14 protein-coding genes are annotated in these 18382 nt (G+C 73.6%); 7 read left to right on the plus strand and 7 right to left on the minus strand.

All coding sequences use genetic code 11. From position 1 onward, the window contains the following. Positions 1–8: 8 nt before the first annotated feature. From H291_RS0108410 to H291_RS29170, 4 genes are all read right to left on the minus strand, one after another. Positions 9–4007, minus strand: a complete 3999-nt coding sequence (locus H291_RS0108410) for a ThuA domain-containing protein (RefSeq protein WP_033325818.1) — start codon at positions 4005–4007, stop codon at positions 9–11. Between the two features lie 36 nt (positions 4008–4043). After that, complete coding sequence (locus H291_RS0108415; RefSeq protein WP_020014546.1) at positions 4044–5126, minus strand: multicopper oxidase domain-containing protein; 1083 nt, start codon at positions 5124–5126, stop codon at positions 4044–4046. Positions 5127–5462: 336 nt separating this feature from the next. Further along, complete coding sequence (locus H291_RS0108420; protein ID WP_020014547.1) at positions 5463–6080, minus strand: hypothetical protein; 618 nt, start codon at positions 6078–6080, stop codon at positions 5463–5465. Positions 6081–6195: 115 nt separating this feature from the next. Further along, a complete protein-coding gene (locus H291_RS29170) occupies positions 6196–7101 on the minus strand; it encodes an alpha/beta fold hydrolase (protein WP_051109398.1) in 906 nt (301 codons plus the stop codon). An 81-nt stretch (positions 7102–7182) separates the two neighbouring features. On the opposite strand from H291_RS29170, the gene H291_RS0108430 reads away from it, so the two are divergent. From H291_RS0108430 to H291_RS0108445, 4 genes are all read left to right on the plus strand, one after another. Beyond that, positions 7183–7824, plus strand: coding sequence for a TetR/AcrR family transcriptional regulator (locus H291_RS0108430; RefSeq protein WP_020014549.1), 642 nt, complete (start codon positions 7183–7185; stop codon positions 7822–7824). A gap of 51 nt (positions 7825–7875) precedes the next feature. After that, positions 7876–8658 (plus strand): alpha/beta fold hydrolase, encoded by a 783-nt coding sequence (locus tag H291_RS29175; RefSeq protein WP_084467836.1) that lies wholly within the window; start codon positions 7876–7878, stop codon positions 8656–8658. A 78-nt stretch (positions 8659–8736) separates the two neighbouring features. Further along, positions 8737–9423 (plus strand): NUDIX hydrolase, encoded by a 687-nt coding sequence (locus tag H291_RS0108440; RefSeq protein WP_020014551.1) that lies wholly within the window; start codon positions 8737–8739, stop codon positions 9421–9423. An 11-nt stretch (positions 9424–9434) separates the two neighbouring features. After that, positions 9435–10382 (plus strand): threonine/serine dehydratase, encoded by a 948-nt coding sequence (locus H291_RS0108445; protein WP_026365539.1) that lies wholly within the window; start codon positions 9435–9437, stop codon positions 10380–10382. Between the two features lie 31 nt (positions 10383–10413). Here the strand turns inward: H291_RS0108445 and H291_RS32380 are convergent, their stop codons facing one another. Further along, positions 10414–11121: a DUF4241 domain-containing protein gene (locus H291_RS32380; RefSeq protein ID WP_020014553.1), complete on the minus strand. Its 708-nt coding sequence runs from the start codon at positions 11119–11121 to the stop codon at positions 10414–10416. A gap of 44 nt (positions 11122–11165) precedes the next feature. Then, positions 11166–12056, minus strand: coding sequence for an aminoglycoside phosphotransferase family protein (locus tag H291_RS0108455; protein ID WP_020014554.1), 891 nt, complete (start codon positions 12054–12056; stop codon positions 11166–11168). Positions 12057–12178: 122 nt separating this feature from the next. Between H291_RS0108455 and H291_RS0108460 the strand changes: the two genes are divergently transcribed. Next, the gene (locus tag H291_RS0108460) at positions 12179–12607 is read left to right on the plus strand and encodes a DUF1801 domain-containing protein (protein ID WP_020014555.1); all 429 of its coding nucleotides are present in this window, start codon (positions 12179–12181) and stop codon (positions 12605–12607) included. Between the two features lie 91 nt (positions 12608–12698). Then, entirely contained in the window at positions 12699–14750 is a 2052-nt protein-coding gene (locus H291_RS0108465) for a HelD family protein (protein ID WP_020014556.1), read from the plus strand. A 111-nt stretch (positions 14751–14861) separates the two neighbouring features. Here H291_RS0108465 and H291_RS0108470 read toward each other — a convergent pair whose 3' ends face one another. After that, positions 14862–16313: a GuaB1 family IMP dehydrogenase-related protein gene (locus tag H291_RS0108470; protein WP_026365540.1), complete on the minus strand. Its 1452-nt coding sequence runs from the start codon at positions 16311–16313 to the stop codon at positions 14862–14864. Between the two features lie 173 nt (positions 16314–16486). On the opposite strand from H291_RS0108470, the gene dxs reads away from it, so the two are divergent. Further along, positions 16487–18382 carry a 1-deoxy-D-xylulose-5-phosphate synthase gene (gene dxs / locus H291_RS0108475; protein ID WP_020014558.1) on the plus strand — a complete coding sequence of 632 codons (1896 nt, stop codon included), beginning with the start codon at positions 16487–16489 and terminating at the stop codon, positions 18380–18382.

Here is an 18382-nt window from a genome sequence, read left to right on the forward strand (position 1 = left end):
GGGCCTGGTCACAGGTCACGCACCCGGATGTTGCGGAACTCCATGGCGTCCGCGCCGCTGTGGTTCTGCAGGCCGATGTAGCCGCGCAGGAACTGGCGCAGGTCGGTCGGCGGGTCGCCGGCACGCGAGGACTCCTTGCCGGGCGAGTTCTCGAACTCGTTGATGACCTCGCCGTTGCGGATGATCGTGTACTGCTGGCCGACCACCTGGATCTCGTAGGTGTTCCACTCGCCCTTCGGGGTCACCCCGGCGTTCTCCAGGGTGTTGGGGTCGAAGTTGTACACCGACCCCGTCTTCTGGACCTCACCGGTGGGACCGTCGTAGAGCTGGATCTCGTGGCCGCAGTAGATCGCCACCCAGGCCTCGTCGTCGGTGCCCTGCCCACACTCGGGCCGGTCGTCGCGCGCCACCCGCGGGTCGGGGAACCGCGTGAAGACGCCGCTGTTGGCGTACCGCCCCTCGGGCGCGACGTCCTTGAACTCCAGCTTCAGCGAGAAGTCACCGAGCTCCTCTCCCGGGTGCCAGAGCATGCCGAGCCCGCCGGTGGACAGGATCGACCCGTCGTCCAGCAGGTCGAACTTGCCGCCCGGGGCCTGTCGCCAGTCCGCGAGCTGCTCCGCCGTGCCGTCGAACAGCCACCGGTACCCGGTGCTGCCCTCGCCGCCGACGCCCGACGACTTCGCCGCGCTGATCAGCTTCTTGCGCTCGGCGACCGTGATCACCTTGTCGGCCCGGAGCTGGTCGGCGACGGCCGTGACGTGGTTGACGAACCGGCCGTTCGTGTCCCACTCCCGCTCGTCCTCGATCAGGTCGTTGATCGTGCAGCCGCCCAGGTCGTCGTTGGTGACGCCGCTGTCCTTGTCGCCCAGGAACACGGTGCCCCGGTCGTCGGGGATCGTGCAGGTGGTCTCGGCCGCGACCTCGACCGTGGACGTCTCGCCGTCGGCGTAGGTCACCGTCAGCGTCGCGTCGTAGCTGCCCACGCGGGCGTAGGTGTGCCGCGGGTTGGCCTCGGTGGACGTGTGGCCGTCCCCGAAGTCCCAGGCGTACGAGACGCCGCCCGAGCGGTCACCCGTGAAGGCGACGGTCAGCGGGGAGCTCTGCACGCTCGCGCCGGACGCGGCCGGGGCCGGGGTCGGTGCCCCGCCCTTGTAGCTGATCCGGACGAGCTTCTGGTTCGGGTGCAGGGAGAAGAACCCGCCCGCGTAGTCCAGCAGGTACAGGGCGCCGTCCGGGCCGAACTTGGCGTCCATCCAGCTCTGCACCTGCTCGTTGCCCGCGCCGCCGGCGATGATCTTGCGCAGGTCCTCGGCGAAGACCGGCGGACCGGCCTCCTCGACCGTGTCCGGGTTCACCGTGACGGCGATCCGGTTGCTGGCGTTGGACTGGTCGCCGATGAACCACTTGTTGTCCCAGTACGCGGGCCAGGCGACGCCGCTGTCGGTGTCGACGTCGGACCGGTGGTAGGTGGGACCGTCCATCACGGCCTGACCGCCACCGCGCAGGTACGGCAGCGTGTACGTGGCCTCCTCGTCCACGTACGACGGGATGCCGTTCTCACCCTCGGGGAAGACCGGCCCGCCACCGCTGGGCGAGTACCAGATCATGTTGTCCCGCACGGGCGGGAGGTCCACCAGGCCGGTGTTGCGCGGCGAGGTGTTCTTCGGGTTGTCGCAGTCGTACCAGCCCGTCAGCACCGTGGCGTCCTCGTTGCTGCGGTCGCGGTACGGCTGTCCGTTGCCCATGCAGTACGGCCAGCCCTGGTTGCCCGCCGACGTGATGATGGTCGCGGTCTCGTACTTGGCCGGCCCGAGCTCCGGGTCCGGCATGCCCGCGTCCGGACCCACCCAGGCCGCCGTCAGCCAGTCGTTCTTCTTGTCGTAGGCCAGGCGCGAGATGTTGCGCACGCCCATCACGTAGATCTCCGGGCGCGTCTTGTCGCCCGGGTCGTCCGCCTCGGGGAACAGGTTGCCCTCGGGGATCGTGAACGTGCCGTCGTCCTCCGGGTGGATCCGCAGGATCTTGCCGTTCAGGTCGTTCGTGTTACCGGCCGTGCGGCGCGCGTCCTGGAACGACAGGCCCGCGTACTCCTGCGTCCAGTTGTTGCCGGAGTAGCCGTCCGAGCCGCCCGACGAGTTGCTGTCGCCGGACCCGATGTACAGGTTGCCGTCGTTGTCGAAGTCCATGCCACCACCGGCGTGGCAGCAGCTGTGGATCTGCGTGTCCCACTCCAGCAGGTCCTTGCGCGTGGACTGGTCGATCGTGTCGGCCGCGGCGTCGTACGTGAAGCGCGAGACCGTGCGCTGGCCCACGCGCCGCTCGACGTCGATCGACTCGTGCGGCATCCAGTAGACGTAGATCCACTGGTTCTCCTCGAAGTCGGGGTCCAGCGTGATGCCGAGCAGCCCCTCCTCGTTCTTGACCAGCTCGCTGCCGCTGCCGCGGTTGCCCATGACGTCCAGCGTCGTCAGCAGGTTGGTCTCGCCCGCCTCGGGGTCCCAGCGGTGGATCGTGCCGCAGCCCAGGCCCACGTTCGGGTCGTCCCAGGAGACGACCGGCCCGGAGGGGCACGCGCCCTTGCCGACGTAGAAGACGCCGCCGTCGGGCGCGACCGTCAGGCCGTGCGGCTCGCCGATCTGGTCGAGCGTGCCCGCGGCGTTCGCCCCGGTCAGACGCTCGGCCTCGTAGTTCGCCGCGATGGTCGCCTGGCAGTCGCCGCGCACCATGCCGGTCGACCACAGCAGGCCGCCCAGCAGGTGGTCGCGGAAGCCCTCCTCGGCGTAGCTCGCCGCCGTGCCGCCCATGCCGGTGTAGAACGAGCGGCCGCCGTCGTAGTCACGGCACCACGAGATCGGGTGGAACGGGCCGTTGGCCGCCTCGCCCGGGTCGTAGTCCCACTCCTGCACCTGCGCGATCGTGTGCACCTCGCCGATCGGGTTCGGCGACCAGTTCAGCCACCGGTCCTCACGGGTCCAGTTCAGGGGCAGCCCGTCGTTGGCGGGGTGCGCGCGGTCGACGACGTTCACCGTCGCCTCCTGCACCGGGACCTCCGGGTCCGGCTCCTCCTCGCCCGAGGTGTCGAAGAGCTGGATCTCGGCGAGCTGGGTGAGGTCGTCACCCGCGTTCGCCGTGATGTCCAGGCGGTAGTGCTGGTACGCGACGTCGTTGTCGAGGTCGTAGTCGTTCGTGGCGAACCGGTCCGGGAAGTCCTGGTCCGTCTGCGTGTCCAGGTCGGTCCAGGTCTCGCCGTCCGTCGAGCCCTGCAGCGTCCAGTCGGCCGGGTCGCGGCCCTCGGAGTCGTTGGCCGAGGTCAGCGCGTACCGGGCGGCCGCGAGCGGCTCGGCGAGCTCCAGCTCGATCGACGCCGTCGGCTCGAACGCGAGCCACTTGGTGCGCGAGTCGCCGTCGATCAGCTTCGAGGCCACCTCGTTCGGCGGGTTCTCGGCGCTCGCGGTGGCGCTCTCGACCGGCAGCGGGTCCGGCAGGTTGCCCGCGGGCCGGGTGCCGATCAGGCCGGTGAACCACTGCGACCGGGCCTGGGCCCGGGCGGCGTCGCGGACGCCGAGGAACCCGCCGCCGCCCTGCACGTAGGCCTTGAGCGCGTCCTCCTGCGCGGTGCTCAGCTCGACGCCCTCGGCGGACAGGAAGACGACGCCGCGGTACTCCGCGAGCGACTCGGCCGTGAACACCTCCGGGTCGCTCGCCGTGTGCACGGTGAAGCCGTTCTCGGCGCCGAGCTCACGGATGGTCTTGGTGGCCAGGGTGACCGGGTCGGACTGCTCGGCGGGCGCGCCGTGGAAGACCAGCACGGTGGGCTCGCCCTCCGCCGTGGCCTTCGGGGCCGTGACCGGCGCGGTCTGGGCCGGTGCGGTCTTCGCCGTCGTCAGGGCCGCGGGCGCGGCCGCCGCGGTCGTGCTGCGCTGCGCGGCCGCCGGGGTCGCCGCCATCGTGGCGACGAGGGCGGCGCCGGCCACCGCGGCGATGAGGCCTCTTCGTGTTCGTTGCATCACTGCTCCTTTGCGCGTGAACGGGGAGTCGTGCGGTCAGTGGTGCCCGGCATGACTTGCCGCGCCCGTCTCGGTCTCGGTGGTGGCGGCACCGCTCGTGGTGCCGCTCATCGTGTGGCCGCCGTGCTCGTGGAACCGGTCGATGGCGTCCTGGGCGCCGGCCGGCATGCTGCCGTCGGCGTTGCGCACCAGGAAGATCCCGGCCATGCCGCCGTCCGAGTGGAACTGGACGTGGCAGTGGTACATCCAGGCGCCCGCGCCCACGCCCTCGCCCGCGATGACCTGGAAGCCGAACGAGGAGCCGGGGTTGAGGTCGCGGGTGTCGATCACCCGGGAGGGGTCGTCGGGGCCGGTCAGCCAGCCGGTGCGGTTGTCCGCCCAGCGGTGCGCGTGCACGTGGAACGTGTGGAGCTGGTCCCCGTGCCCGATCGCGATGAACTCGACCTTCTCGCCCTTGTTCGCCTCCAGCATCGGGGTGTCGGGGGCGACCTTGTTGTTGATGGTCATGTCGTTGAACACGACGGTGTGCTGGCGGTCGGGCAGCGGGTCGCCCTCGCGCCGCACCACGAGGGCGCCGTACAGGCCCTTGCGCAGCCCCTCGGTGCCGTGCTCGCCGCCCATCGCGTGGTCGTGGTAGTGCCAGTAGCCCGCGGAGCCGGCCATCCAGGTGCCGTCGGCGCGCTGCTTCGGCTTGTGGCTCTTCCAGACGTAGGTGCGGGTCTCGCCGGGCTCGTTGAACGAGTCGTTGAACGGGCTGCCGTCCGAGTCGGTCGCGTAGTCCACGCCGTGCGGGTGGATCGACAGGCGCTTGTCGGTGTTGTTCACCAGCTCGACCTGGAGGGTGTCGCCCTCCCACATCTCGAGCACGGGGCCGGGGATGGTGGCCTTGCCGGGGGTGAGCCCGTAGCCGTACTGGCCCCCGGGCAGCGCCTCCGCGTACACGGTGATGTGCCGCGTGGACGCGAGCGGCCGGACCGACGACGACACGGCCACCGCCGTGTCGGAGCCGAGCGCCAGCGCCGCCGTCGGCGCCATGAGCCCGGCGAGGGTTCCGGTCAGGATCGAGCGACGGGACACGCCGCCGGGCAGGGGAGTGGCGTCAGTGCTGTTCTCGGGCATGAGTCTCCGTTCGACACCATCGGGCAGGCGGAAGTGCCCGTCCCGACGAGACTGAAGTGCAGGAGGGACTGGCTCAGGCGTGCGACGCGGGCGGCGGCGACGCCGGGAGTGACAGCGGTGTCAGAGAGGTGGACCTCATCGTCGTTCCCTCCATGGGTGCGTCACGTGGTCGTCGGCGACGACGGCCACGCCCCCGGGGCAGGACGTACTCCACCGGGTGACTTTTCGAACATAGGAGGACTTATGGCGAGTGTCAAGCAAAAGTTGGACAAACAGCGACAGGCTTCGTCTATGTGACCAAGCAAAGATCCCGGTGGGTCACGCAGTTTCGGGGGTTCACGCGGTCCCGAGCAGCAGCCAGACCGCGGTCGCGAGCAGCACGGCACCCGTGAGCAGGCCGGTCAGCGGGTGGGCGAGGGCCACCGTCGGGCGGTGCCCGCGCGGGCTCGTGACCAGGCGTAGCAGCCCGCCGAGCAGCCAGGCCGCGGCGGCGGCCACCAGCCCGGCGGCGGCGCCGAGGTACAGGTGGGGCACGTCCAGGGTGTTCGCGATGACCGCCACCTGGATCGCGGTGGAGACCGAGACGACGGTCGGGATCAGGTGCAGCCGGGACTTGCCGGTGGTGACGCTCGCCTTGTCGGCGTCCTTGGCCGCGGCCTTCGCCCTGCGGTACCTGCTCGCGATCGCGCCGGTGGCGAACCGGGTCACCGCGCCGTGCACCAGCAGTGCGGCGGCGTAGATGCTCACCACGCCGCCGGTCACCGACGTGCCGTCTGGCCAGGTGCGCACGGTGGTCAGCACGCCGAGCGCGCCGACCACCACGCCGAGCACCACGCCCCCGATCGGGAGGAACCGGGACCTGGGTCCGGAGTGCCGCACGGTCCAGGCGAACCACAGGGTCCCCAGGACGCTGACCGCGGTGGCTGCCAGTGCTCCGTCGCTCGTGTGCTCCATCGTCTTCCTCCCGTCCGAAAAAAGTACAAATCGGACGGCAGGCTACGGTGTTATGCCAGGTCAGGGAAGGTTTCTGGTATCCGGTTGGTGATGTCGGCAGGAGTTCACGCCGAGTTCACCACGCCGGCGCGGCGAGGTGGTCGAGAATCCTGGACCGGACCGCGCGGTCGCCCAGGATCTTGTTGTGCCCCAGCCCGGTCGTGGTGAACAGCTCGCTCGAGTCCGCGTGCGCCTCGTGGAGCTGGACCGACAGGTGGTGCGGGTTCATGCGGTCCCCGTCGTCGTGCAGCCAGAGGGTCGGCACGGACGTCGGGACGGTGCGGGTCAGCAGGTCGAACCGCTCGTAGACGTCCGGGTGGTCGGGCAGCCCGTACCGCTGGGCGGCCGTCGCGAAGGCGTCGCGGAGCGCCCAGGGGAGCCCCGAGCCGCGGACGAAGCCGTCGGTCGTGACGCGGACCGACGTGAGGCCGGAGACCGCGGTGAACCGCTCGGCCGCGACCCCCTCGTGCAGCGCGATCCCCGCGCCGAGCACGCCGAGCGAGTGTCCGACGACCGCGGCCCACGGGGCGGGCTCGGTGTCGGACAGCCGGCGGATGATCGCCAGGTCGTCGAGGCCGGTGCGTCGCCGCCCGCCGGAGGCGCCGTGCCCGGGCGCATCGTAGGCGACGGCCCGGAGCCCGGCGCCGACCAGGTCCTCGATGACGCGCCCGAACGCGGACGCGCGGGACTGCCAGCCGTGGACCAGCAGGACGCCGGGTGCGCCGGGATCGCCCCAGGAGTAGGTGGCGACCGTGACGGTGCCGCCGGCGCCGAGGCGCCCGTCCTGGCCGCGCCGGAACGTGGGGCGGTGCTCGAGCGGGGTGCGCCGCGCCGCGTCGTGGACGGCCTGGTCGGCGGGCCGGACCGGGGTCCGTGCGCCGACGTGCCAGTAGGTGGCGGCGCCGAGCGCCAGGGCGGCCGGCGGCGCGACGCGGCCGAGGGCGCTGAACAGGGTGCGCGCGGCGCGCGGGGTCTGGGGCACGGGGGACCTCCGGGGTGCGGTCATAAAACTGTACGATCGTTCGCACACTATCTGATGAGCGAACGGTCGTACACTTATTTTGTGACCGAGCCGACCGAGCCGACCGACCTGCGCCGCCTCCGGGGTGACCGCACGCGCCGCGCCGTGCTGGACCACGCGGTGCAGGAGGCCTCCGTGCGCGGACTGGACGCGCTGTCGTTCGGCACGCTGGCCGAGGCCGTCCCCGTGAACAAGAGCGGGATCGCCGGCCTGTTCGGCTCCAAGGAGAAGCTGCAGCTCGCCGCGTTGGAGCGCGCCGTCGAGATCTACACCGAGCACGTGATCGTCCCCGCGCGGTCGGCCGAGCGGGGGCTGCCACGGCTCTGGGCGCTGGTGCTGGCCTGGACCGAGTACTCGCGGTCCCGCGTGTTCCAGGGCGGGTGCTTCTTCCGCACCGTCGAGGTCGAGTTCGACATGCGCGACGGCGCCGTGCACGACGCCGTCGTCGCGGCCCAGCAGTCCTGGGAGTCGTACCTGGTGCACCAGGCGCGCCTCGCGCTCGAGCAGGGCGAGCTCGCCCCCGGCACCGATCCCGAGCAGGTCACCTTCGAGGTCAACGCCCTGCTGAACGCCGCGAACGACCGGTCCCTCCTGCTCCGCGACGACGCCGTCTACCGGCGGGCGCTGGAGGCCGCGCGGTCCCTGCTGGCGGCGCGTGGCGCCGATCTCGCCGCCCTGCGGTAGAAACGGGCAATTGTTTCAAGCCGGTATACATCTGCTCGTTACCCTCTGTTCATGGCGATGTGGCACGAAGTTCCGGGCGGCACCTCCCAACCACCTGCGGCCGTCGCGCTCGCCACGACCAGGTGGGGCACCGGTCCGGGCCGGGTGCTGCTGCTGCACGGCATCGTGTCCGCCGGGGCCACCTGGTGGCGGCTCGCCGAGACCCTCGCCGACGACGGCTACGAGGTCGTGGCCCCCGACCTGCGCGGCCACGGGACCAGCCCGCGCGCCGACTCCTACCTGCTGGCCGACCACGTGGCCGACGTGCGCGCCCTCGGCAGCGGCTGGGACCTCGTGGTCGGGCACAGCCTCGGCGGCCTGCTCGGTGCGCTGGCCGTCGACGCCGACCGCCGGTTCACCCGCCGCCTCGTGCTGCTCGACCCCGCGCTCGACGTCGAGGAGGAGCGGTTCGAGGCGGTGGCCAGGGCCGAGATCCGCGACGCCACCCACCCGCCGTCGGCTCGCACCGTGCAGGGCGCGCACGCGGCCTGGGACCGCCGGGACGCGGCGGCCGTCGCCGCGGCCGCCAAGGCCGCGGACGCCGCCGCCGTGGCCCACACCCTGCGCGACAACGCGCCCTGGCGGCACTCCGCCGTCGTCACGCGGCTGACCGTGCCCACCCTCGTGCTGGGCGCCGACCCCGCCCGGGGCGCGCTGTTCCACCCCCGCACCGGCGTCGAGCTGATGATCCGCAACCCGAGCGTGCGGGCGCGCGTCGTGGTCGGCGCCGGGCACGCCGTGCACCGGGAGCGGCCCTCGGCGGTGGCGACGGCGGTGCGGTCGTTCCTCTGGTGAGCCCTCTGGTGGGCGCTGCCCGCTGAGGTCCGCCGGCCGGTTTCCGGCGGGGTCACGGGGCGGGGTTAAGGTCGGGCGGTGAGCTCCTCCGCATCCGCACGCAAGCAGCTGGTCGCCCTCGCCGAGCGAGGCTTCGAGGGGCCGTGGCCCCACGCGCGCGGCGAGTTCACCGGCGGCGCGCGCCCCGCGTCCGTGCTCGTGCTGTTCGGCGTGCTCGACGGCCTCGCCGCCGAGCGCGGCGACCACGACCTGGCCGTGCCCGCCGACCTCGACGTGCTGCTGCTGGCGCGCGCCGCCACGCTGCGCAGCCACGCCGGGCAGGTCGCCTTCCCGGGCGGCCGCGCCGAGGACGGCGAGGACGCCGTCTCCGCAGCCCTGCGCGAGGCCGTCGAGGAGACCGGCCTGGACGCGGCCGGCGTCGAGGTGCTCGGCGCGTTCGGCGAGCTGCCCATGCCCGTCAGCAACCACGTGGTCACGCCCGTGCTCGGCTGGTGGGCCCGGCCCACGCCCGTGCGCGTGGTCGACGTCGCCGAGTCCGCGCACGTCTTCCGCGCGCCCGTGGCCGACCTCCTGGATCCCGCCAACCGGTTCACCACCGTGCTGCGCCGCGGCAACCAGACCTGGCGCGGCCCCGGCTTCCACGTGCACGACGGCGACCTGACGCACCTCGTGTGGGGGTTCACCGCGGGGATCCTGGACGCGATGTTCGACCAGCTCGGCTGGACCGAGGACTGGGACCGGGACCGAGAGCTGGGGATCAGCTGATGGAGGATTCGATGACCGACGTACCGACGACAGAGGTGACCCGTTCCGCCATCCGTGCGGCGGAGGCCCTGATCCGGCCGCACGTGCGGCACACGCCCGTGCTGGAGGTCGACCTGGCCGACTTCGGCCGGCCCGCGCAGCCCGTGGCGCTCAAGCTGGAGTGCCTCCAGCACTCCGGCTCGTTCAAGGCCCGCGGCGCGTTCACCAGCCTGCTGACCCGCGACGTGCCCGACGCCGGCGTGGTCGCCGCCTCGGGCGGCAACCACGGGGCCGCCGTCGCGTACGCTGCGGCCCGGCTCGGCGTGCCCGCCACGATCTTCGTGCCGAGCGTGACCACCCCGGCCAAGGCCGAGCGCATCCGCGGGTACGGCGCCAAGCTCGTCGTGGGCGGCGACCGGTACGCCGACGCCCTGGCCGCCAGCGAGGAGTTCGTCGCCGGCACCGGCGCCATGACCGTGCACGCCTACGACCAGCCCGCCACGCTGACCGGGCAGGGCACCCTCGGCCTCGAGATCGGCCAGGACCTGCCCGACCTCGACACCCTGCTGGTCGCCGTCGGCGGCGGCGGGCTGATCGGCGGCATCGCCGCCTGGTTCCGCGGCGACGTGCGCGTCGTGGCCGTCGAGCCCGAGGGAGCGCCCACCCTGCACCGCGCGCTCGCCGCGGGCGAGCCCGTGGACGCGCCCACCGAGGGGATCGCCGCCGACTCGCTCGCGCCCAAGCAGGTGGGGCGGCTCATGTTCCCGCTGGCCCAGCGGTTCGTCGAGCGGTCCGTGCTGGTCACCGACGAGGCCATCGCCTCCGCCCAGCGCTCCCTGTGGGACGCCGCCCGCGTGGTGGCCGAGCCCGGCGGCGCGACGGCGCTCGCGGCGCTGCTGTCCGGGGCCTACGTGCCCGAGCCCGGCGAGCGGGTCGCGGTGCTCGTGTGCGGCGCGAACACGTCGGCCGTGCAGCTCTGAGCCGGTTCCGGGCGGCGCCCGTGCGGCACCGTCAGTCGTCGGCCTCCGCGGCGTCGTCCTCGTCGTCCTCCTGGTCGTCGTCGGGGCCGGCGACCAGGAGGTCGATGTGCACCCCGAGCAGGGTGCCGTCGGCGGCGTGCGTCGTGACCACGGGGTAGAACCCGTCGCCCCAGCCGGAGTGGCTGAGCACCACGTTCTCGCCGGCGGTGGCCAGCGGCATGGCGATGTTCGCGCTGCCCTCCCGGTAGTGCTCGGGGCTGTCCATCAGCTCGAACCACGACGTGGGCTCGCCCGAGTCGAACAGCAGGTCGTACCAGTCGGTCGAGTCGTCCTCCGGCGGCATGCACCGCACGATCGCCTCGGCGTCCGCGAACCCGACCGTGCCGGCGTCCACGCCGACCCCGTAGTGCTTGCCGTCGTCCGCCGGCTCGGCGCCCTCCGGGGTGACGCCCCGCACCTCGGCGACCGGTGCGCCGTCGGACAGCACGAGCGAGAGGTACGCCTCCCGCAGGTGGCTGCCGTCGCGCTCCTCGGACACGTCGGCGACCGTGACGAACGCGGGGTAGGAGCCCGGCTCCACGCGGACGACCAGGCCCTCGCCGAGCGTGACGTACGGGTCCGACGCCTCGATGCGGCCGGAGGGGACGTGCAGCAGGCCGAGGTCGTGCACCTTCTGCGGGTACGGGGTGCCGTCGGGCGTCCCGTCGAGGAGGGCGAAGAAGGGGAGGTCGTAGGTCATGGCAGGAACCTAGCGGCAGCCACCGACACTCCCGCCCGGCCCCGTCAGCCGAAGAGCTGCTCCACGGCGTGCTCCCCGACGCCCACCATGACCGGGTGGGTGTCCGGGTAGGCGAAGCAGATGGACGTGAACAGCACGGCCCAGCCCTGGGCGCGGCGCCACGTCCCGGCGTCCCAGCCGCGCCCGTCGCGCGCCTCGGCGTCGATCACCGCGCGGAACCGCTCCCGGCCCTCCGCGTCGAAGGTGAGCCACGCCATGCCGAGGTCGGACGCCGGGTCGCCGCTGGTCACGTCGCCGAAGTCGATGACGGCCGACAGCCGGTCGCCGTCGGCCACGAGGTTGGCCGGGTGCGGGTCGCCGTGCAGCCACACCGGCACGCCGTCGTACGCGGGGGCGGCGACGGCCTCGGCCCACAGCTCCCGGGCGCGTGCGTGGTACCGCTCCGGCAGCAGCGGGATCCGTTCCTCCAGGCTCGCGGACCGCTCGGCGACCGGGACCCCGCGGAACGTGTTCTCGGGCGCGTCGGCCGGCGCGGGCCGGTGCAGCGCCACGAGCACCCGCGCCAGGTGCTCGGCCCAGGGCGTGCGGCGGTCCGCAGGGACGGTCGCCGCCGCGACGCCGTCGGCCCAGCGGACCACGCCCCACGGCCACGGGTAGCCGAGCGCCGCGCTGGGCTCCCCGGTGCGGACCGGGTCGGGAACGGCGACGGGCAGCCGGGGCGCGAGCAGCGGGAGCACCCGGTGCTCGTTGCGCATGAGCTGTGCCCCGAGCTCGCGGCGCGGCAGGCGCAGGGCGAGGTCGTCGCCGAGCCGGAGCATGACGTTGTCCCAGCCGTTCGCGACCAGCCGCAGCCGGCGGTCGGCGAGGTCGGGGTGCTGCTCGGCCAGGAGGGACCGGGCGAGATCGACGGTGACGTCGAGGTCGGCGGCGACCACGGGGGCTCCTTGTCTCCGGGTGGGTCCGGGCTGGGTGGGGGGCGCTCACCCTATCCGGCCAGGTGCGGGCGCCGCAGGTCGGGCGGCGTGCCGGTCCCGCCCCCGCGCGGGATACTGGCGGCATGCCGACCACCTGGACCGACGTCGACCCCGGCGCCTACCTCGACGCGGTGACGCCCGCCGTCCGTCGCCGCGACGCGGACACGCTGCGTGACCTCATGGAGCGGGTCACGGGCGAGCCGCCGCGGATGTTCGGCGCGTCCGTCGTCGGGTTCGGCGAGTACCACTACGAGTACGCCAGCGGCCGCTCCGGGGACGCGCCCGCGATCGCCTTCGCGCCGCGCAAGCCGGCGACCACGATCTACCTGCCGGACGGCGTCGGCGCGCACGAGGAGCGGCTCGCCGCGCTCGGGCCGCACACCACCGGCGTCGGCTGCCTGTACCTGAAGGACCTGGAGCGGGTGGACCTCGCGGTGCTCGAGCAGATCCTGCGCGCCTCGTGGGCCACGGTCACCTCGGGGACGTTCGGGCAGCGGGCCCACGAGTCCTGACCGGCGCGCCACGCCCGGGCGCGGTGCCGGCCCGGGAACGTTCTGCGGCACGATCGCGTTGACACCAGGTTCCGACACGAATGGAGACCCGGTGCACCCACGCCAGACCGAGCAGTCCGCCGAGCAGCAGCACGTCGACGCCCTGTACGCCCGGCTCGACGGCGAGACCCGCCGCGTCCGGGCCGACCTCGACGACGCCGTCCGCGCCTCGTCGACGGACCCGGCCGAGGCCTACACGCGCGAGGTCCGCGTCGCGATGCTCAGGCGGCGGGAGCGCACCCTGGACGCCGCCGAGCACCACCTCTGCTTCGGCCGGATCGACGACGCCGAGGGCCGCACGCTGCACATCGGCCGCACCGGGCTGAGCGACGGCGACGACCAGCTCCTCGTGGACTGGCGCGCCGAGGCGGCCCGCCCGTTCTACGCCGCCACGGCCGTGCACCCGATGGGCCTGCGCCGCCGCCGGCACCTGGCCCTGGACGGCCGCACGGTGTCCCGGGTGAGCGACGAGATCCTGGACGGCACCGAGCCCGGGCCGCACGACGTCGTCGGCGACGGGCCGCTCCTGGAGGCCATCAGCGCGCGGCGCACCGGCCGCATGCGCGACGTCGTGGCGACCCTGCAGGCCGAGCAGGACGCGATCATCCGCTCCGCGCACCGCGGCGTCACCGTGGTGGAGGGCGGCCCCGGCACCGGCAAGACCGTGGTCGCGCTGCACCGCGCCGCGTACGTCCTGGCGGGCTTCGACGAGGCGCGTACCGACGGCGTGCTCGTGCTCGGCCCCGGCACGCGGTTCCTCGACTACATCGCCGAGGTGCTGCCGTCCCTCGGCGAGAACGACGTCGCCCTGAGCACGGCCGACCGCCTGGTCGCCGACGCCCTGGGCCTGCCCGAGGCGCCCGCGGCCGGCCACACGCTGCGCCGGGCCGCCGGCGACGTCCGGCTGGCCGACGAGCTGGCCGAGGTCGTCCGCGGCTACCAGGCGCCGTCCGGCACCCTCACGGTGCTGGTCGACGGCGACCCCGTCACCCTCGACGAGCACGCGCTCGCCGAGGCGCGCGAGACGGCCGGCGGCACCGGCCTGCCGCACAACCAGGCCCGGGCCATCTTCAAGGACCTCGTGGTCGACGTCGTGGCCGACGAGGTCCAGGCCCGCGCCCGCGTGTTCCTCGCGAAGCTGGACGAGGACATCGAGGTGCTCACCGGCGGCGTCGACGTCGACAAGGCCGCCGCCGGCGACCTCGCACGGCTCGGCTACGCCCCCGACGACGGCGGCAAGTTCGGCCACGCCGCCGCCGTGGCCGAGCTCGACCCGGGCGCGCTCGCCGCGGAGCTCTCCGAGGACGTCGCACTGGAGCGCGCCGTCGAGGAGGCGTGGCCCTACCTCGTGGCGCAGGACGTGGTGCTGGACCTGCTCGACGCCCGCCCGGAGCTGGCGGTGCCCGACGCCGACACCCCGGCCTGGACCACCGCCCACCTGCCCCTGCTCGACGAGGCCGAGCACCTGCTCAACGGCCCGCCCGCGCGGATCTACGGGCACGTCGTCGTCGACGAGGCGCAGGAGCTGACGCCGATGCAGTGGCGCTCCGTGCTGCGCCGCTGCCCCGGGCGCTCGATGACCGTCGTGGGCGACCTGGCCCAGGCCGGCCCCGCGACCGGCGCCCGCTCCTGGGCCGACGCGCTGGGCACCGACCTGGCCCGGCGCGCCGATGTGCGCACCCTGACCGTCTGCTACCGCACCACCGCCGAGGTCCTCGCGGAGGCAGCGCCGCTGCTCGCCCGGATCGCCCCGGACCAGGCGCCGACGCGCGCGGTCCGGTACGGCGACGCGCCCCGCCAGGTCGCGGTCCCCGCGCCGGGCGACCTCGTCGCCGCCGTGGCCCAGGAGGCGGGGGCGCTCGCGGCCGCGGAGCCCGACGAGCTGGTCGCCGTCGTCGCGGCCGACGCGCGGGTCGGTGAGCTCACCGACGCGCTGGCCGCGACGGACGTCCGCGTGGTGCCCGTCTCCCAGGTGCGCGGCCTGGAGTTCGACGCCGTCGTGGTGGCCGACCCCGACGGGATCACGGCCGCGCGGCCGGGCGGGGAGCGCGACCTCTACGTGGCGCTGACCCGCCCGACGCGGCGACTCGTGGTCGTCGGCTGAGCCGGAGGTGCAGCGGAGGGTGCGGGCCGCAGCGGAGCAAGGCACGCGCCCGTAGCGGAACCGCAGGCTCGGCCGACAGTAGGCATCGGCTGAGCCGGAGGTGCAGCCCGCTCACCAGCTCGTCGCGACCGGCATGCCCTCCTGGTACCCGGCGGCCGACTGGATGCCCACGACGGCGCGCTCCGAGAACTCCGCCAGGGACCGGGCGCCCGCGTAGGTGCACGAGGACCGCAGGCCCGACGTGATCTCGTCCAACAGGTCCTCGACGCCGGGCCGGGCCGGGTCGAGGTACATCTTGCCGGTGGAGATGCCCTCCTCGTACAGGGCCTTGCGGGCCCGGGCGAACGCCGTGCCGCTCCCGGCGGTGCGGGCGGCCACGGCACGCGCCGAGGCCATGCCGAACGAGTCCTTGTACAGGCGGCCCGTGCCGTCGTCCTTCAGGTCGCCGGGGGACTCGTAGGTGCCGGCGAACCAGGAGCCCACCATCACCTGCGACGCGCCCGCGGCCAGCGCCAGGGCGACGTCGCGGGGGTGGCGCACGCCGCCGTCGGCCCAGACGTGCTTGCCGAGCTCGCGCGCGGCGGCCGCGCACTCCAGGACGGCGGAGAACTGCGGCCGCCCGACGCCGGTCTGCATGCGCGTGGTGCACATGGCGCCCGGGCCCACGCCGACCTTGAGGATGTCGGCGCCGGCGGCCACGAGGTCGCGCACGCCGTCGGCGGTCACGACGTTGCCGGCCACGACGGGCACGTCCGGGTCCACGGAGCGCACGGCCTCCAGCGCGGCGAGCATCTTGGACTGGTGGCCGTGGGCCGTGTCGACCACGAGCACGTCCACGCCCGCGGCCAGCAGGTCCTTCGCCTTGGCGGCGACGTCGCCGTTGATCCCCACGGCGGCGCCGATCCGCAGGCTGCCCGAAGCGTCCAGGGCGGGGCTGTAGATCGACGAGCGCAGGGCGCCCTTGCGGGTCAGCACCCCGGCCAGCCGGCCGTCGCGCACCACGGGCGCGAGGTCGAGCCGGGCCGAGTGCAGCACGTCGAACGCCGCCTCCAGGCCGCCCGGGCCGTCCAGCAGCGCGGCGTCCAGCACGCGGGGCTCGGCGGACATCACCTCGGCCACCCGGGTGAACCGGTCGACGTCGGCGCAGTCCGACTCCGTCACCACGCCCACGGGCCGGCCGTCCTGCACGACGACGGCGGCGCCGTGCGCCCGCTTGCCGAGCAGCGTCAGCACGCTGTGCACGGTGTCCTGCGGGGCCACCACGACCGGCGTCTCGATGACGGGGTCCTTGGCCTTGACGTCCGCGACGACGCCGGCCACGACGTCGGCCGGGACGTCCTGCGGGATGATCGCCAGCCCGCCGCGCCGCGCGACGGTCTCGGCCATGCGCCGGCCCGCGACCGCGGTCATGTTCGCGACGACCACCGGGATGGTCGTCCCGGTGCCGTCGTCGGAGGACAGGTCGACATCGAACCGTGACGTGACGTCCGAGCGCGACGGCACGAGGAAGACGTCGCCGTAGGTGAGGTCGGTGGCCTGGGACTGCTCGTGGAGGAATCGCACGTTCACCAAGAGTAAAGAGTTTGCCTGCCTGTGCCTATGAGTCCGGCCACATCGTTGTGGAGGTATCGGAGACAGGCATGGGAGGAGGCCGCGGCGTGGCACAGTGGAGTGGTCGGTTCCCCTTAGAGTGGGGCCCCGATTCGCCCCTCACCGGGCACGACGAAAGGACGCGCATGGGCTTGCTGAGCGACATCCGCTCGCCGCAGGACGTCCGGGCTCTGACGCCCGGCCAGATGCCGGAGCTCGCCGAGGAGATCCGCCGTTTCCTGGTGGAGAGCGTCTCGCGCACCGGCGGGCACCTCGGGCCCAACCTCGGTGTCGTCGAGCTGACCATCGCCATGCACCGGGTCTTCGACTCGCCGCGCGACTCCCTCGTGTTCGACACGGGCCACCAGTCCTACGTGCACAAGCTGCTCACGGGCCGCCAGGACTTCTCCGACCTGCGCAAGCGGGGCGGCATGTCCGGCTACCCGAGCCGCGCCGAGTCCGAGCACGACGTCGTGGAGAACTCCCACGCGTCGACCGCCCTGTCTTGGGCCGACGGCATCGCCAAGGCCAACCAGGTGCGCGGCAAGGACGACCACGTGGTCGCCGTCATCGGCGACGGCGCGCTCACCGGCGGCATGGCCTGGGAGGCGCTGAACAACATCGCCGAGAGCCGCGACCGCAAGCTCGTGATCGTGGTCAACGACAACGGCCGCTCCTACTCGCCGACCATCGGCGGCCTGGCCAACCACCTCGACACGCTGCGCACCACCAGCGGCTACGAGGCGTTCCTGAGCTGGGGCACGCGCGCGCTGCACCGCTCCGGCCCGCCCGGACGCTTCGCCTGGCGCTGGCTGCACGGCCTGAAGAAGGGCCTCAAGGACGTCGTCGCCCCGCAGGGCCTGTTCGAGGACCTGGGCATCAAGTACATCGGCCCCGTCGACGGCCACGACACCGAGGCGCTCGAGCGCGCGCTCGGCCGCGCCAAGGCGTACGGCCGGCCCGTGATCGTGCACGCCATCACCGAGAAGGGCCGCGGCTACAAGCCCGCCGAGGAGGACATCGCCGACCGGTTCCACGCCGTCGGCGTCATCCACCCCGAGACCGGCCTGCCCGTGGCCGCCAGCCGGTTCGGCTGGACCAAGGTCTTCGCCGACGAGATCGTCAAGATCGGCCGCCGCCGGTCCGACGTCGTCGCGATCACCGCCGCCATGCTGCACCCGGTGGGCCTCGCGCCCTTCCAGGAGCAGTTCCCGGAGCGCACCTTCGACGTCGGCATCGCCGAGCAGCACGCCGCGACGTCGGCCGCGGGCATGGCGTTCGCCGGCCTGCACCCCGTCGTCGCCGTCTACGCGACGTTCCTGAACCGCGCGTTCGACCAGGTCCTGATGGACGTCGCCCTGCACAAGGCGGGCGTCACCTTCGTCCTGGACCGCGCCGGCATCACCGGTGACGACGGCGCCAGCCACAACGGCATGTGGGACATGGCGATGCTGCGCATCGTGCCGGGCCTGCGCCTGGCCGCGCCCCGCGACGAGACGACGCTGCGCGCGGCCTTGCGCGCCGCCGTCGACGTCGACGACGCGCCCACCGTGGTCCGCTACCCGAAGGGCGCCCTCGGCGACGACATCCCGGCCGTCGAGGAGCTCGACGGCGTGGACGTCGTGGGCCGGTTCACCCCGGACCCGACCCGCCAGAAGAGCGCCGTGACCCGGCGCGTGCTCGTCGTCGGCGTGGGGTCGATGGCGGCCTGCGCGATGGAGACCGGCACCGCGCTCGCGGCGCACGGCGTCGAGGCCACCGTGGCCTCCCCGACGTGGGTGCTGCCCGTGCCGGAGAACCTGGTCAAGCTCTGCGGCGAGCACGACCTCGTGGTCACGCTGGAGGACGGCGTGGTCGACGGCGGCGTGGGCGACATGCTGGCGCAGCGCGCCGGGGAGCAGGGCATCGGCACACCGCAGGTGCACATGGGCCTGCCGGTCCAGTTCCTCGACCACGCCAGCCGGGACCACATCGTGCGCGCGCAGCGGATGACCGCGGCCGACGCGACGCGGGACGCCCTCGCGGCGCTCGCCCTGCTGTGA

This window comes from Promicromonospora sukumoe 327MFSha3.1, from assembly GCF_000385135.1.
GTDB classification, from domain to species: domain Bacteria; phylum Actinomycetota; class Actinomycetes; order Actinomycetales; family Cellulomonadaceae; genus Promicromonospora; species Promicromonospora sukumoe_B.